The 16,119-nt window shown below is 37.1% G+C and carries 15 protein-coding genes and 3 pseudogenes; all 18 read left to right on the forward strand.

What is annotated here, in order from left to right:
- Nucleotides 1–38 precede the first annotated feature (38 nt).
- The 18 genes and pseudogenes from glaH to BWGOE10_RS04410 all read left to right on the forward strand — a co-directional run bounded on the left by glaH (nt 39) and on the right by BWGOE10_RS04410 (nt 16,010).
- A complete protein-coding gene (gene glaH, locus BWGOE10_RS04330; RefSeq protein WP_070141066.1) occupies nt 39–977 on the forward strand; it encodes a glutarate dioxygenase GlaH in 939 nt (312 codons plus the stop codon).
- A 58-nt stretch (nt 978–1,035) separates the two neighbouring features.
- Nucleotides 1,036–2,238 (forward strand): L-2-hydroxyglutarate oxidase, encoded by a 1,203-nt coding sequence (gene lhgO, locus BWGOE10_RS04335; RefSeq protein ID WP_070141067.1) that lies wholly within the window; start codon nt 1,036–1,038, stop codon nt 2,236–2,238.
- 253 nt (nt 2,239–2,491) lie between these two features.
- Nucleotides 2,492–2,953, forward strand: coding sequence for a VOC family protein (locus BWGOE10_RS04340; protein ID WP_070141068.1), 462 nt, complete (start codon nt 2,492–2,494; stop codon nt 2,951–2,953).
- A gap of 391 nt (nt 2,954–3,344) precedes the next feature.
- On the forward strand, nt 3,345–4,397 hold the full coding sequence (locus BWGOE10_RS04345; RefSeq protein WP_081338077.1) for a proline racemase family protein: 1,053 nt from the start codon (nt 3,345–3,347) through the stop codon (nt 4,395–4,397).
- A gap of 19 nt (nt 4,398–4,416) precedes the next feature.
- Complete coding sequence (locus BWGOE10_RS04350) at nt 4,417–5,394, forward strand: ornithine cyclodeaminase family protein (RefSeq protein WP_070141070.1); 978 nt, start codon at nt 4,417–4,419, stop codon at nt 5,392–5,394.
- Nucleotides 5,395–5,596: 202 nt separating this feature from the next.
- Nucleotides 5,597–7,186 (forward strand): ABC transporter substrate-binding protein, encoded by a 1,590-nt coding sequence (locus BWGOE10_RS04355; protein ID WP_070141071.1) that lies wholly within the window; start codon nt 5,597–5,599, stop codon nt 7,184–7,186.
- Between the two features lie 299 nt (nt 7,187–7,485).
- Entirely contained in the window at nt 7,486–8,436 is a 951-nt protein-coding gene (locus BWGOE10_RS04360; RefSeq protein WP_070141072.1) for an ABC transporter permease, read from the forward strand.
- A gap of 6 nt (nt 8,437–8,442) precedes the next feature.
- Nucleotides 8,443–9,294, forward strand: a complete 852-nt coding sequence (locus tag BWGOE10_RS04365; protein ID WP_070141073.1) for an ABC transporter permease — start codon at nt 8,443–8,445, stop codon at nt 9,292–9,294.
- A gap of 27 nt (nt 9,295–9,321) precedes the next feature.
- On the forward strand, nt 9,322–10,314 hold the full coding sequence (locus BWGOE10_RS04370) for an ABC transporter ATP-binding protein (RefSeq protein WP_070141074.1): 993 nt from the start codon (nt 9,322–9,324) through the stop codon (nt 10,312–10,314).
- Nucleotides 10,307–11,278 (forward strand): ABC transporter ATP-binding protein, encoded by a 972-nt coding sequence (locus tag BWGOE10_RS04375; RefSeq protein ID WP_070141075.1) that lies wholly within the window; start codon nt 10,307–10,309, stop codon nt 11,276–11,278. The genes BWGOE10_RS04370 and BWGOE10_RS04375 overlap by 8 nt, the downstream gene beginning before the upstream one ends.
- A 114-nt stretch (nt 11,279–11,392) precedes the next feature.
- Nucleotides 11,393–11,632, forward strand: a pseudogene (locus tag BWGOE10_RS04380) (nucleotide excision repair endonuclease); the annotation flags it as partial.
- Between the two features lie 169 nt (nt 11,633–11,801).
- Nucleotides 11,802–12,431 carry a DUF4352 domain-containing protein gene (locus BWGOE10_RS04385; protein WP_070141076.1) on the forward strand — a complete coding sequence of 210 codons (630 nt, stop codon included), beginning with the start codon at nt 11,802–11,804 and terminating at the stop codon, nt 12,429–12,431.
- A gap of 115 nt (nt 12,432–12,546) precedes the next feature.
- Nucleotides 12,547–12,663: pseudogene (locus tag BWGOE10_RS31050) on the forward strand (ornithine cyclodeaminase family protein); the annotation flags it as partial.
- Nucleotides 12,664–12,864: 201 nt separating this feature from the next.
- A pseudogene (locus tag BWGOE10_RS04390) lies at nt 12,865–13,161 on the forward strand (WXG100 family type VII secretion target).
- A gap of 160 nt (nt 13,162–13,321) precedes the next feature.
- The gene (locus BWGOE10_RS04395) at nt 13,322–13,597 is read left to right on the forward strand and encodes a TIGR04197 family type VII secretion effector (protein ID WP_070141077.1); all 276 of its coding nucleotides are present in this window, start codon (nt 13,322–13,324) and stop codon (nt 13,595–13,597) included.
- 40 nt (nt 13,598–13,637) lie between these two features.
- Nucleotides 13,638–14,000: a DUF3958 family protein gene (locus BWGOE10_RS04400; protein ID WP_070141078.1), complete on the forward strand. Its 363-nt coding sequence runs from the start codon at nt 13,638–13,640 to the stop codon at nt 13,998–14,000.
- Nucleotides 13,997–15,340 carry a T7SS effector LXG polymorphic toxin gene (locus BWGOE10_RS04405; RefSeq protein WP_070141079.1) on the forward strand — a complete coding sequence of 448 codons (1,344 nt, stop codon included), beginning with the start codon at nt 13,997–13,999 and terminating at the stop codon, nt 15,338–15,340. Before BWGOE10_RS04400 ends, BWGOE10_RS04405 begins: the two co-directional genes overlap by 4 nt.
- A gap of 1 nt (nt 15,341) precedes the next feature.
- Nucleotides 15,342–16,010, forward strand: coding sequence for a hypothetical protein (locus BWGOE10_RS04410; protein WP_070141080.1), 669 nt, complete (start codon nt 15,342–15,344; stop codon nt 16,008–16,010).
- Nucleotides 16,011–16,119 lie beyond the last annotated feature (109 nt).

Genomic DNA, 16,119 nt, shown 5'->3' on the forward strand with positions numbered 1-16,119 from the left:
CCATAAGTTCTTCATATTTAAATTAGGGAGGAATTGAAATGTCGATTATTACAGAACAAAGTATGAAGATGAAATTTGCAAAGAAATATGAGGGATATGAAATTGTTCCTCATCCAGAGCATAAGCGTTTATATCATATTGTGTTAAATCAGCAATTGCTTAAGCAGTTTTTTGAAGAGGTAAAAGAGCATTCAGAGCAGTCATTACAATACATTCCTTATTCTCGATTTAATCTTGCTGATGGAATGAGAAAGATTTTTGGGCAATCATTTATGGATAACATTCGCGGCATTGTTCATGACCGTGAAACGGGCGGATTTACAATTGGGGTACAAGGTGAAACGTCAGATCCAGCAGACTACGTGAAATTTGCAACAGCATTAACACATTTAATCGGAGAGCCAAACTTTGATGCAATGACAGGAACGTATTATGCTAGATTTAATGTGAAAGATACAGATAGTAGTGACTCTTACCTTCGTCAAGCGTACCGATTGTTTACACTTCATACAGACGGTACATTCGTTGATGAACCGACAGATTGGCTTCTTATGATGAAAATTGAAGAGCAAAATGCAGTAGGAGGGGAATCCCGTTTACTACATTTAGACGATTGGGAAGACCTTCAAAAGTTTAGAAATCATTCACTCGCATCTGTTAAAGTTACGTATAAAGCACCACCAAGTAAAAATGCGCAAGAAATCGTCTATCGTGAAACATTTTTTGATGTAAATAACGCACCATGTATTTGTTTTATTGATCAGTTCGCTTATCCAGATAATATTGAACAAGCAAACTATCTGAAAGACTTATCATATTCTGTTGAAAACTCACCAGCAACACATGCATTGAAATTACCAATTGGTGACTTAGTTCTTTTAAACAACTTATTTTGGATGCATGGAAGAGCTGCGTTTGAAAAAAATAAAGATTTATATAGAGAACTAATGCGTCAGCGTGGTTGTTTTTCTAAATAATATGTACGGCGGGTCTTTCAAGGAGACCTGCCTTTTATACTATTAAGGGGGAAGTAGGATGTATGACTTTATAATTATTGGCGGAGGAATTGTTGGTCTATCAACTGGGATGGCTTTAACGAAAAAATTCCCTCGTGCGAAAATCGCGATCATTGAAAAAGAAAAGGAACTTGCACATCATCAAACTGGACATAATAGCGGAGTAATTCATTCTGGAATTTATTATAAACCAGGGAGTTATAAAGCGAAGTTTGCCAAAGAAGGAAACGCAGCTATGGTTCAATTTTGTAAAGAAAATGACATCGCTTATGACATGTGCGGAAAAGTAATTGTCGCTACAGAAAAGGAAGAGCTTCCTCTTTTACATAACTTATATGAGAGAGGCTTACAAAATGATTTACACATTTCCAAAATAGATAAGGAAGAATTAGCTGAAATTGAACCGCATGTAAAGGGACTTGGCGCAATCCGTGTTCCATCTTGCGGGATTGCTGATTATAAAGGAGTAAGTTATGCATTTGCTCGCTTAATTCAGGAAAGCGGGGGAGAAGTACATTTAGGAACAGCGGCAGAGCGTATTACGGAGAAAAAAGACGCCGTAACAATTGAGACGAATCAAGGTGTATTTAAAACGAAATTTCTCATTAACTGCGCCGGCTTACATAGTGATCGCATTGCGAAAAAGACAGGGATATTAACGGATATGAAAATTGTTCCGTTTCGTGGTGAATATTACGAACTTGTCCCAGAAAAACGCTATCTTGTAAAACATTTAATCTATCCAGTTCCAAATCCGGAATTCCCGTTTTTAGGTGTTCATTTTACAAGAATGATAAACGGAGACGTACATGCAGGACCAAACGCAGTATTAAGCTTCAAACGAGAAGGCTATACGAAAACAGACTTCAACATAAAAGACTTCATGGAAACAATGACATATACAGGCTTTTGGAAAATGGCGATGCCCAATATGAAAGAAGGCATAAAAGAAATGGTGCGCTCATTTAGTAAACAATCATTTTTAAAAAGCTTGCAGCGCCTAATACCAGAACTTACAGAAAAAGATATCGTGCCAACCCATGCAGGTGTACGGGCACAAGCCATTTTATCAAACGGAAATATGGTTGATGACTTCTGCATTATTCCCGGCATCAATTCTCTGCATATTTGCAACGCACCGTCTCCGGCTGCAACAGCAAGTATAAAGATTGGTGAGGAAATTGCTAAGCAAGTGCCGGATGTGGTGGCGGTTAGGGTTTGATGGGTCCTCCATAATTGGAAATATTATTTTTTCCAATAAGTAATTAATCGAATTATAAATTATCCATAAATGTCCGTTTGTGGAACTACGTTTATTGAACTCAGCGCCGATAATGAAGAGAACTTTTTTGTTAAGCATTAGGGCTACAAAATTGAAAAAACATTTAAAGAAAATGCGATATCACTTCTATTTTTAGCTTATTAAAATAGGCTTTATAGTAAGAATTTCTAAAAATATAAAGGAGGGATATGCTTTGTTTCCAGGTACTTTATATGAAACACATGTTAAAACAAAAAATTTAGAAGTAGCAAAAGAGTTTTATACTAAACTTGGATTATTTCATGCTCACACTATTGAAGAACGCCGTGTAGCATTCTTTTGGTTTGATAAAGAAAATAAGAAGGAACAGATGCTGGGCGTTTGGGAGGTATCAGAAGAAGCATTCCATACAAGTCACTTTGCATTCAAGGTTAACTATGAAGAAATCATTCATGCAAGAGAATGGCTTCTTAATAAAGGAATAAACCCAAGGGCCGCTTCTGGTCTTGAACCTTTCGAGCCCATGGTTCAAACCTGGACACCTACTGCAAATCTTTATTTTTATGATCCTGATGGCAATTCTTTAGAATTTTTGTGTTTACTTCCTGAAAAGAAAAAAGTAAAACAAGATGTCATGTATTTAAGTGAGTGGGAAAGCTTGGAGAGTGAAGAATAAATTTGATTTTTAACTTAAATCCCGCCAAACTATTTTCAAAGGAGCTATAACCTTGCCAAAGTGGAAAAGCTATGGTTTAAATCACCCCTGAGTTTTCGGGGGATTTTTTTGTTTTGAGGTTTAGTGCGTGTGGGGCTGATTGGAGATTAATGATCACCAACTGTCTACTGTATAAAAAAGTAGACAGTGGTGTCCGTTTTTTTGAAAAATATATACAGATTTATCCCGCATTAACGGGCAGTAAGACCCCCACCTCAAAATTCAGCGAAAGCAAAGAAGTTAGGTGGGGGATCAACTGCCCGTAAAAGCCCGATTGGTTCAACTAATAATCAGTGGGGGATGAACAAAACCCCCACTGATTAAAGTTTCACTTTATACCCTATGCGTTGGCATGATACTTGCAATAAAAATAGTATCAACATATAGGGGAGAGATAGAAATGAAGGTTAGTAAAATATACACAACAATTGATGCTCACGTAGCTGGGGAACCGCTTCGAATCATTACAGGCGGAGTGCCGGAAATCAAGGGAGAAACGCAGCTAGAAAGACGCGCATACTGTATGGAACATTTGGATCATCTTCGCGAAATTCTTATGTACGAACCGAGAGGCCATCACGGAATGTATGGCTGTATCATTACTCCGCCTGCAAGTGCTCACGCTGATTTTGGTGTGTTATTTATGCACAATGAAGGCTGGAGTACGATGTGCGGTCACGGCATTATTGCTGTTATTACAGTAGGAATTGAAACTGGTATGTTTGAAGTGACAGGTAAAAAACAAAAATTCATTATTGATAGCCCTGCGGGGGAAGTTATTGCGTACGCAAAATTTAACGGGGGCGAAGTAGAGTCAGTATCATTCGAAAACGTTCCTTCGTTCGTATATAAGAAAGACGTTCCTATTAAAATAGATAACTATGAATTTCAAGTAGATATCGCGTTTGGCGGAGCATTTTATGCTGTAGTGGATAGTAAAGAATTTGGTTTGAAAGTTGATTTCAAAGACTTACCTGCTATTCAAACGTGGGGCGGTAAAATTAAACACTACATTGAAAGCCAAATGGAAGTAAAACATCCACTTGAAGAAGATTTAAAAGGAATATACGGCGTTATTTTCTCAGACGAACCGAAAGGGAAAGACGCTACTTTACGAAATGTAACGATCTTCGCTGACGGGCAAGTAGACCGTTCCCCTTGCGGCACAGGAACTTCCGCAAGAATCGCAACTCTTTTTGAAAAAGATGCCTTACAAAAAGGAGAGATTTTCGTCCATGAATGCATTACTGACGGCCAATTTGAGGGAGAAGTATTGTCGGTAACAGAGATAGATAAATACGAAGCAGTCGTTCCGAAAGTGACGGGGAATGCGTTTATTACAGGATTCCACCAGTTTGTTGTAGATCCGAGAGATGTTTTGAATCGGGGGTTTTTGTTAGGATAAAAGGAGGAGGTGAAAAAATATGCTAGTCATAAGCGCGAACGAACAAAGAAACTTAGTAAATATGAACGAAGTCATTGAATACGCGGCGCTTGCTTTAAAAGAATTTTCAGCAGAAAGAACGATCACACCAATTCGCGGCTCATTACCATTTGCGAACGAGCAAAATACCGCATTAATTATGCCTTCAGTAGCGGAAGGACTGGAAGCACTCGGCTTAAAAGTAGTAACGGTAGCTCCTCATAATAAGAAGCTAGGAAAGAAAACGATAAACGGAATAGTTATGCTATCAGACTTTCAAACGGGAGAACCACTCGCGCTTTTAGAAGGATCGTACTTAACGATGATTCGAACAGGCGCCTTATCAGGAGTAGCGACAAAACATTTAGCTCGTCATAATGCAAAAACTTTATGTATCATCGGCACCGGTGAACAGGCAAAAGGAATTGCAGAAGCTGTATTCACGGTTAGAGATATCGAAAAAGTCATACTGTATAACCGAACGGAAGAAAAAGCTTATGCATTTGCGCAATATATGCAAGAGAAATTCAACAAACCAGCTTATGTTTACGCAAGTCCAGATGAAGCAATAAGCGAAGCGGACATCATCGTCACAACAACGAATGCATCCACACCAGTCTTCTCAGAAAAACTACAAAAAGGCGTCCACATAAACGCCGTCGGTTCATTTAGACCGAGCATGCAAGAACTACCATCTCACGCCATCGCTAACGCAAACAAAGTAGTAGTCGAATCAAAAGAAGCAGCACTAGAAGAAACAGGTGACCTTCAAGTTCCTATAAAAGAAGGCTTATTTGAAGCGAGCGACATCCACGCCGAACTTGGTCAAATTATAAGTGGAGAAAAAGCTGGTAGAGAGAACGATGAAGAGATTACTATTTTCAAATCAGTTGGTTTAGCGGTAGTAGATATTATAGTTGCGAAGTATTTGTATGAGAAAGCGGTGGAGCGTGGAGTGGGTACTGCGATTCAGTTGTGAGGCTGCCTTTTGGTGGTCTTTTTATTTTATCCTCCGCATAAATATATTTTATCTCAAAAATTCATTGCTAGATTTCAAACTTTCTACCTTTGCGAAAAAGTTTGACAATACATACGGGTAGTGGTAATTTAAAACCTATAAGAAAACTCGGTATTAATCCCGAGTTTTCTTATAGGTGTAAATAGTCGAGAGGGGTCGAAATATGAAGAAGAAGTTGTTTGCATTACCATTTGTCCTACTATTACTTATTGCATTAGCGGCTTGTTCCGGGGGAAAAGATTCTTCGAAGCAAGCGAACACTAGTAAATCAGGGACTCCGAAAGATGGAGGAACGTTAACAATTGGTGTTAGCGACAATCCCGATACGATGAATCCGCTTTACGCGAATGATCGTGTGTCGCTCACGATACAGCAAGCTTTATATGCACCGCTGTATCATATGGAAGACGGTAAGAAAAAGTTTGTTCTTGCTGAGAGCTTTACGCCTTCAGAGGATCAATTAACATGGACTTTAAAACTAAAGGATAATTTGAAATGGCATGATGGTAAGAAAATTACATCAGATGATATTGCATTTACATTCCAATCTATTTTAGATGAGAAGCAAAATAGTTCAAGCCGTGAAAACTTTATTTTTAAAGGAAAGCCGCTTGAAGTGAAAAAAGTGGATGAGCTAACGACTCAATTTGTATTACCACAAGTAAGTGCATCTTTCGAAGGGGTTATGAATGATTTCTTCCCAATTCCGAAACATGTATTTGAAGGTGAAGCAGATTTAGTGAAGAGTAAGAAAAACCTACAACCTGTAGGATCAGGTCCATTTAAATTAAAAGAGTTTAAATCAGATGAATATGTTGCGTTAGAGCGATTCGATGATTATTTTGCTGGTAAAGCGAAATTAGATTCTATCGTGTACCGCGTTGTAAAAGACCGTAATACAGCAAACGTTTCACTTCAAAATGGTCAAATCAATATGAAGATGATTGAGCCGCAAGACTTTAAGAAATTAGATAGCACTGGGAACTTCTCAATGGTGACATTCCCTGAAGGTAGATTATTCTACTTAGCTTATAACTTTAATACAGACCTTATGAAGAAAAAAGAAGTGCGCCAAGCAATTGCGCATGCATTAGATAAGAAAGAAATGATTAACTCAGCGTTCGTTTCTAGTCAATTTGCAGAACCGGCAAATTCAATCTTAACACCAGACGCTATGTATTATGCGAAAGATATTAAAGAGTATAAGTATGATCAAAAAGAAGCGAAAGATTTATTAGCAAAAGCTGGTGTGAAAGATAAAGAAAAAGTACGGGTTATGTATGTAACGAATAATAAAATTATGGAAAGCTTAGCGCTATATACACAACAAAAATTACAAGAAGTAGGCTTGCAAGTTGAACTAAATGCATTAGATGCTAGTGCAGCAAGTGAAAAAGGCTTAGATAAAGAAAATAAAGAGTATGACATTACATTCGGTGGTTACATAATGGGACCAGAGCCAGATTCATATAAGAGTCTGTACTTAAGTAATGCAGAATACAATTATGCACGTTATAAAAATGCTGACTTCGATAAGTTATGGGAAGAAGCTGCGGTTGAAACAGATAAAACGAAACGCGCAGAGCTATACCATAAAATCCAAGATACAGCGAGAGAAGACTTACCTTATCTTCCAATCGCATATCCGAAAGCAGTTATTGCAGTAGATAAAAAGTTTGATGGATTAAAAGAAGCAAAAGCAATTCCTGTCACAATGTTTGAAGATCTATCAAAGATTTATGAAGTGAAATAAGAAACTGTAAAGAAGCTGGTGGAAATCAGCTTCTTTATCCCGCTTTAATGGGCAGTAAGACTCCCACCTCAAAACTTGGCGAATGCGAGGAAGTTAGGTTGGAGTAGGGCTGATTAAAATTTCACTTTATCCCGCATTAACGGGCAGTAAGACTCCCGCCTCGAAATTTGGCTGAAGCAAAGAAGTTAGGTGGGAGATCAACTGCCTGTAAATGCCCGATTGGTTCAACTAATAATCCGCGGGGGATGGACAAAACCCCCACGGATTAAAGTTTCACTTTATCTTGAGGGGGGAAGTTTGTGTATAAAGTAATTGCAAAGAGGCTTTTAAATGCAATTCCGCTTTTATTTGTTATTTCTATTATTTCTTTTCTATTAATAAAACTAGCGCCGGGCGATCCAGTTCGAAACTTTGTAACGCCGAATATGAGTCCGATTGATGTCGAGCGTATTCGCAAAAGTTTAGGACTAGATCAACCAATTTACATACAATATATTTTATGGTTAAAAAATATTTTAACAGGGAATTTTGGATACTCACTTCAAAATCACCGCCCTGTTTTAGAACTTATCACAGAAAGATTACCCGCAACAATCGGGTTAATGGGATCATCTTTACTCGTCTCATTTGTAATCGCAATACCGCTTGGACTATTTACAGGGGTGAAAAAGAACTCGTTCTTTGACCGCATTGTGAACTTCATTTCCTATGTGGGAATCTCAATGCCAGTCTTTTGGTTCGCGTTACTATTAATCTACTTATTCTCTTTAAAGTTGAACCTTCTTCCGAGCATGGGTATGCGCACGGTCGGTCAAGATTCCTTCTGGGATATTGTCCAGCACGGCATTTTACCTTGCATGGTGCTTGCGTTCCAAAACGTCTCTGTTTATATGAGATATATTCGTTCAAGTACCATCCAGCAATTAGAAGAAGATTACGTACAAATTCAATATGCATACGGTGCTTCAAAGAAAACAGTTTTATTTAATCACGTGCTGCGAAATGTATTAATACCGATCATTACAATTTTCGGATTATCTATTCCAAGTTTAGTAGGTGGAGCCTTTATTACGGAAACAGTATTCTCATGGCCGGGACTTGGTTCACTCGGGGTTAATGCTATTTTTAGATTTGATTATCCAATTATTATGGCAATCACATTATTATCATCATTCATGTTGATTCTCGGTAATTTAATTGCTGATATTTTATATGGCGTAGTAGATCCGCGCATTCGAATGAGGGGGTGATTTGGAATGAACAATAGGAGATTTCAAACGATAAAAAATAGTTTTACGAAAAATAAGTTTGTAGTAATGGGAGTTATTATACTTAGTGTTTTAACAATAGCGTCTCTTTTCGCATTTATATCACCGTACGATCCTAGTAAAATGTCGATTCCAGATCGTTTACAAGAACCGAGTTTAAGTCATCCTTTCGGCACTGACGATTACGGACGGGATTATTTAACGAGAGCGTTATATGGCGGAAGGGTTTCTCTTGCTGTCGGTTTTCTAGCGATGGTTGTTTCTATTACAATTGGGACCGCAGTAGGAACAATTAGCGGATATTTTGGCGGAAAGTTAGACAACTTCTTAATGCGAGTTGTTGAAGTTTTAATGTCAATTCCTTCATTCTTTTTAATGCTACTATTAAATGCGTATTTAAAACCAGGAATTACAACGCTTGTTCTTATTATCGGATTATTAACGTGGATGGACACCGCTCGTATAGTAAGGGCAGAAACGTTATCTGTAAAAGAGCGTGAGTACGTTTTATATGCAAAAGTATCCGGACAAAAGTCATTGATGATTATTGTAAGACACATCATTCCAAACATTTTATCGACTATTATTATCGCAGCGACATTAACAATTGCGACATCTATTTTAATGGAATCATCACTTAGCTTCTTAGGATTAGGTATTAGAGAACCAGATTCTTCTTGGGGCAGCATGCTAAATAATGCGCAAGGATACATAGGTGAAGCTTGGTATTTAACAATCTTCCCAGGGTTCCTTATTCTATTAACTGTACTAAGTTTTAACGTAATCGGTGAAGCGTTGAAAAAAGCTTTCGCACCAAAAGGGGCTCATCATGAGAACTAATGCTTTAAGTGAGGGGGAGTGAAAGGCGTGTCTGAAAAACTATTAGAAGTAAAAAATTTAAAGACCTCTTTTTTCATAGAAGACGGCGAAGTAGAAGCGGTTCGCGGCGTTTCATTTCGTTTAAATAAAGGAGAAGTCGTTGGGATTGTTGGCGAATCGGGAAGCGGAAAGAGCGTTATGGCGAAATCCGTTATGGCTCTCGTTACGTCGCCAGGGAAAGTGAAAGAGGGGGAAATTCTATTTCACAATGAAAACATACTTTCAAAATCTGAAAAAGAATTGCGTTCTATTAGAGGAAATCAAATTTCACTTATCTCTCAAGATCCAATGTCGGCATTAAATCCAGTTGTGAAAATTGGGAAGCAAATGACGGAAGTAATTATACGGCATCAAAAAGTAAAAAAGAAAGAAGCAGAGCAGATCGCGGTCAATTTGCTAAAACAAGTCGGTCTTTCTTCACCAGAAGAAAGGGTAAAACAATATCCGCATGAACTAAGCGGCGGTATGAAGCAGCGGGTTATGATCGCAATGGCGATGTCTTGTAACCCAGACCTACTCATTGCGGACGAACCGACGACAGCGCTTGACGTAACGATACAAGCACAAATACTAGATTTAATGAAAAACTTAAAAAACGAAACGAATATGTCGTTGCTTCTCATTACGCATGACTTAGGGATTGTCGCGCAAAACTGTACACGCGTTATCGTTATGTACGGCGGACTTATTATGGAAGAAGGACCTGTACTTAATATTTTCCAATCGCCGAACCATCCATATACGAAAGGGCTATTAAACTCTCTGCCGAAAATATCGAACGGCGTAAAAGAAAGACTAGCGCCAATTCAAGGTGTAACACCAAACTTACTACACCCGCCGAAAGGTTGCCCATTCGCAGAGCGTTGCCCACATAAAATGGACATTTGTGAAAAAGAACGTCCGCCGTACTTTGAAATCGGAAACGGAAGACGCTCTATGTGCTGGTTAAACGATAAGACAGTAGGTGATTCCCATGCATGAAGAAAATTTAATTGAAGTTCGAAACTTAAAAAAGTATTTTCCTATTAAAAAAGGACTATTCGGCAGAAAAACAGAGCAGTTAAAAGCAGTCGATGACCTTAGCTTCACAATTAAAAAGGGTGAAACATTCGGGCTAGTAGGAGAATCTGGTTGCGGAAAATCAACGACAGGAAGAAGCATCATTCGTTTACACGACGTTACTTCAGGGAACGTTTTATTCGACGGAAAAGATATCGCGGATCTAAAAGAAAGTAAACTAAAAGAATATAGAAAACGAATGCAAATCATTTTCCAAGACCCATACGCATCATTAAACCCGACGATGAATGTGTTCCAAATTATTAGCGAACCGATGAACATTCACGGATCTCATACAGCGGAAGAAAGAAAAGAAATCATTCTAGACCTTCTCAAAAAAGTAGGCCTAAAAGAAGAACACCTATATCGCTACCCGCACGAATTTAGCGGAGGCCAAAGACAGCGCATCAGCATCGCGCGCGCACTATCTGTAAAACCAGACTTCATCCTATGTGACGAACCAATCTCAGCACTAGATGTCTCAGTCCAAGCACAGGTCGTAAACATGCTGCAAGACATCCAAGAAGAAACAGGGGTCACATACTTATTCATCGCACATGACCTATCCATGGTAAGACACATATCAGACAGAATCGGAGTCATGTACTTAGGAAACATAGTAGAAATTGCCGACAGCGAAGACCTATACACAAAACCGGCACATCCATACACACAAGCACTACTCTCATCCATGCCAGAACCAGATCCAACAAACACAGGCAAAGAACGGATCATTCTGCAGGGAGAAGTACCAAGCCCACTCAACTCACCATCCGGCTGCAAATTCAGAACGCGCTGCAAATTCGCCACTGAAAAATGTGCACAGGAAGTACCGAAAATGGTGGAGATTGCGAAGGGGCATGAGGTGGCTTGTCATTTGTTTTAGGGGGAAAGCATCGGGGGACCTGATGCTTTTTTCTTTTGTGTGGGGGTGTGGGATGGGTTGTAGACTAATGGTCAGCGACTGTTTATATTTGCATCTCCTATCATATAATTCCCCTTATTTTTCAACTATAATTTGAATGACGAACTTCTTTTTGTTGGGAAAGCACGTAAAGTAAGACAACGTATTAAAAAGCATTTTGAAGATAATGTATCACCAATTAAAAATCATCGTGATGAAGTGTATCGTATTGATGTATGTATTGTAGAAGATCCGATGGAAAGAGAAATTTACGAAACATATATGATTAACGAATTTCAAGCGAAGTATAATGTGGATAAAGTATTTTATAAATAACATCAACGTAAAACATGATCTTGGTACTACATCAAGATCATGTTTTTTATATGCAATAAAAACAATTAATTATTCTTAATTATTCGACAAAATGCAACGATTTAAGATTGTATTTTTTGCTATGATAAGTAGGGAATTTATATATCGTGTTATTGGGGGATAAAAAGAGATGTTGAAAAAATTTACTACATGTATTTTAGGTGGCGCTTTAGTATTCAATTTATCTGGTTGCGGCAATCCATCCGACAAAACTTCTTCAGAATCTAAAGAAACCAATTCTAAACAAGAAGAAAAGAAAGTGCAAACAACTGATGAGGCGAAACCGAAAGAGAATGCAAAGCAGAAAAATACAGAACAAATAAAAGAGAAATCAAAAGTAAAAGAAAAAGAGTATGCTGTAAACAAGGATTTTCATACACCTAAATTTGATGTAACTGTAAAAAGAGTTGTAGAAAGAGATAAGGTTGGTAAAGAAAGTATAGGAATCCAAGAACCTGAAAATGGACATGTCTTTATTGTTTTAGAAGTAGAAGGGAAAAACATCACAAACGAATCGATGAAATTAGCCGTTTTACCATCAGTGGATTTAGTGGATGAAAATGATAATGCTTACCAAAGTGATGTGTGGGCAACTAGTAGTTATGAGGTTGAAAAAGGCGAGACCTCTACTATTACTAAGGAATTAAAACCAGGGGAGGTAAAGAGAGAAAATAAAGTTTACGTGATTAATAAAGAAAAATTTGATACAGGAAAATGGTATGTACTTGTTAACCATGAGTATAAGGAACAAATTAAATAGTGTTTATTTATTAAGAGGAGATGGCTCCTCTTTTTTTTGTTACAAGTTAACACAAAATTTCGTTCTGAGGACACTATTAAATTTTTAAGTTGATGGAGATAGGACGCTACCCCTAGACGAAGAGATTACTATTTTCAAATCAGTTGGTTTGGCAGTAGTCGATATTATCGTTGCGAAGTATTTGTATGAGAGAGCGGTGGAGCGCGGGTTTGGGAATAGGATTGAGTTTTGAGGGACTGCCTTTTGGTGGTCTTTTTTGCATAAAATCTTGTAAAGCAAGAAAAAGTAGAATATTTAATGATTAAAATTGATAATATTCTAATATTCAATAGAAAGATAAAATATTTTAAAGTTCAAAATAATACATTATAATATGTTTAGTAAAATTAACCAAAATATATTTTGCTCATTATGTATTAAAGGGGAAATGAAAATGGCTGGACAAATTCGTATGTCACCAGAGGAGCTTAAATCAAAAGCGACTCGATATGGACAAGGTGCAAATCAAATTGAGGACATTTTAAGTCAACTATAAAACTTACAAAATGAATTAAGAGGAGAATGGGAAGGGCGTGCTTTTGAAGGGTTTGATCAACAGTTCAATCAATTAAAGCCAAAAGTACAAAACTTCGCACAGCTATTACAAGAAATTAATATGCAGCTGAATAAAACTGCAGAGGCTGTTGCTTCTCATGATGAAGAATTATCACGTAATTTCGGTTTGAAATAAAAATTGTTTTACTCTATATAACAAGCATTTCAAATGAGCCATACAGCTTATATTGTATGGCTCATTTGATTGCGTGCCTAGCGAGTGATATTGATAGGGATATATATTTAATGAGATTTCTTTGATGCGTTTGGAAAACTTATAGAAAGGGTTTGAAAGAATGGGACAATTTCAAAGTAATTTACAAACAGCAACGCAAATTGCTACGAAAATGGGATCAGCCTCTGATAGGATTCAAAGTGCAACAACTCGTTCTATAACAAAGGCGACGCGTACAACATTATCTGTTAATTCCCAAGCACAAGAAGCGAATCAGCAAGTTTTAGACTTGACGAAACAATTTTCCACTGCCTTTCAACAAGCGGTTGATAATATTCATTCGGTATCTAATGAATTTGAGAGAATGGATAACGAACTTCACAACACTTTTCGCTAATGTGACAACCTACGTAAAGTAAAATAGTAGGAGGAAAAAGATGGACCGAAATATCGAAAACAAAATTACACAGTTAAATCAAAAGTTACGAAGTGTATTTGAAGAACAGGACCGAAATCAATCTGCGATTCAAAAACAGGAAAAAGTAGAAGAAGATTTTCATGTATGGAAGAATCAAAACCATCGTTTGTTTGATCGTATTTTAGGAACTTGGCATAAAGATAGAGAAATGTCATTGTTTTTTATGGATATGCGTCAAGAAGCACAATACATCGAACGAAAACTTACATTTGAATTGGAAAGCCAAAAAGAAACATTGTTTAAAGAGAAACGAGATCTTAGTGACTTAGAAAATGATCTTTCATATCAGCAACAACAATTAGTAAAGGAGGCTAATTCATGAGTTTAAATATGTATTTGGGAGAAGTACAAAACCAAACTCAAAGTATGAACGCTGTCTGTACGGCCACCATTCAAGGTATGGAACAAGCAATTCAGTCGATTGATGCTTTTGCAACTGATACTGTGTTACAAGGGCAAACATATAGCAGTGCAAAATCATTTTTTGTACAAACTTTTCGTCCTTTAGCGCAAGGAATTATTTACTTATGTGAAGAGCTAATCCGACAAAATAATGCTTTTCCAAGTCAATTTCAATCACAGGTAGCTTCAACAGATGTAATTGAACACGAGATATTAGAACAAATTCGAGAAATTGACCGAATGAAAACAAGTATGGAAGCTGTCAATCAAGCTATGCCAATGCCGGGTATGGATGCCATGGTAAATCTTTTTATTGTTATGAGGCAAAAACTGCAAGAAAAGCTGGATCATTTGTATCAATTCAATCAGACCTCTAGTAATAATTATAGTACAGCACTTCAATTAGCAACTAGTATTGCTGCAGGTCTTGCGGAAGTTCAAAGTGGGAAAGGGTTTAGTGGCGTCAGCGGTACATTTAGTACACAAGGATTGAATATGGATTGGACGGGGTCTATTCAAAAAATTACAGAGGATAAAGCTCGTGAAGTTGAAAGGTTAAATAAGGATTCTGAATCTGGTGAAGTAGACAAAAAAGATTCATTTTTAGGTATGACTGACTTTGATGCGATGGTACCATTAGATGGAATGGGGAATATATCCGGAACACTTTCAGGTGCAGCTGCAGTAGGGAATACAGTTTATAAAGTAAGGAATGGTTATGAGATAAAAAAAGAATTTGATAGAAAAAACAAACGAGTTCTTGTAAGAGAGAGTTATGATTCTGTTAAAGATAATAAAAAAGTTAATGGACGGCATAGAGATCATAAGATTTACTATGTAAATGATATCGAAAAGAAAATCGAAAATGGAACAGCTACTCCTAAGATAAAAGAAATAGAAGCGATGATAAAAAAAGGAAGCGCAGCTAAAATGGCCTTAAAGGATAGGCTTGGGTGGGCTAGTGTAGCTATAGATTCATATACAGATACAAGTGAGAATATTAAAGATAATGCCTGGGGTGATAAAATTGCAGGAGATATTATTGGTAATGTTGTAGTGGGAGGAGCAACAACTGTAGGGGCTGCGGTTCTGACTGTTGCAGCAGCAGGATTCGGTATTTCAGTAGGATTAACATACTTAACAGAAGGTGTAAAATGGGATATTGATTTAGATGGTGATGGTGAAGATGATAGTATTAAGGATATGGTGAAAACGGGTGCGAAAAAAACTTGGTCAACAGTAGCAGGGTGGTTTAATTAACATGAAAAAAAATACAGATTTTAATAAAAAAGCTTTTGAATATTATATGGCTCTTTATGCTGTAAATGATATAAGATCGACTATAATTACTCTTGTGATTGGGATAGCAGATATATTTGTGCTTTTACCTGCTTTTGCGAATCCTGTTCAACCGATATATATGTACATAATAGTTCCACCAGTTGCTTTTTTAAATTTATGGGCAATATGGATTGTTATAAATCCTAGGAAACGGCAATTACAATACACTCTATTTCGTGGGGTATTTGGCATCGTATGTTCAGTAGGATTATTAGTTATAACCCAAAAGTTTGCATATGGAATGTTAGGATTACAAACTCCAATCTATTTTATTTTTTCGGTTGGTTTGTATATTTTTGCTTTGAATTATTATTATAAAAATCATATAAAAAAACTTCAGGAACCAATCAAAAAATCAAAGTCATCGAAAAAAAACTCTGGTTTCGGAGTAGTGGCTTTTATAGGGTTGGGTCAACTCGTTGCTAATATCAGTCTTGGTTTTGCAACACAAAAGATGGTAGCAATTGTATTAATGTGTGTATACTCAATGCTTTCGTTTATTTTGTTTCATTTCATTATGGAACTCCATAGGTATTATTATTTAAGGAAGCATATAGAAGATGGGGGTAGAACACATGAAACCTTTTAAAGAGTCTGTATTGAACTTTAAGTATATAATCGCGGTTCTCCTATATTCAGTAAAGACTATGGAAAAGAAAAGGGAGAAGCAACATCATGAATATAGAATTACATTTAGA

This window comes from Bacillus mycoides (assembly GCF_001757995.1).
Taxonomy (GTDB): Bacteria; Bacillota; Bacilli; order Bacillales; family Bacillaceae_G; genus Bacillus_A; species Bacillus_A mycoides_B.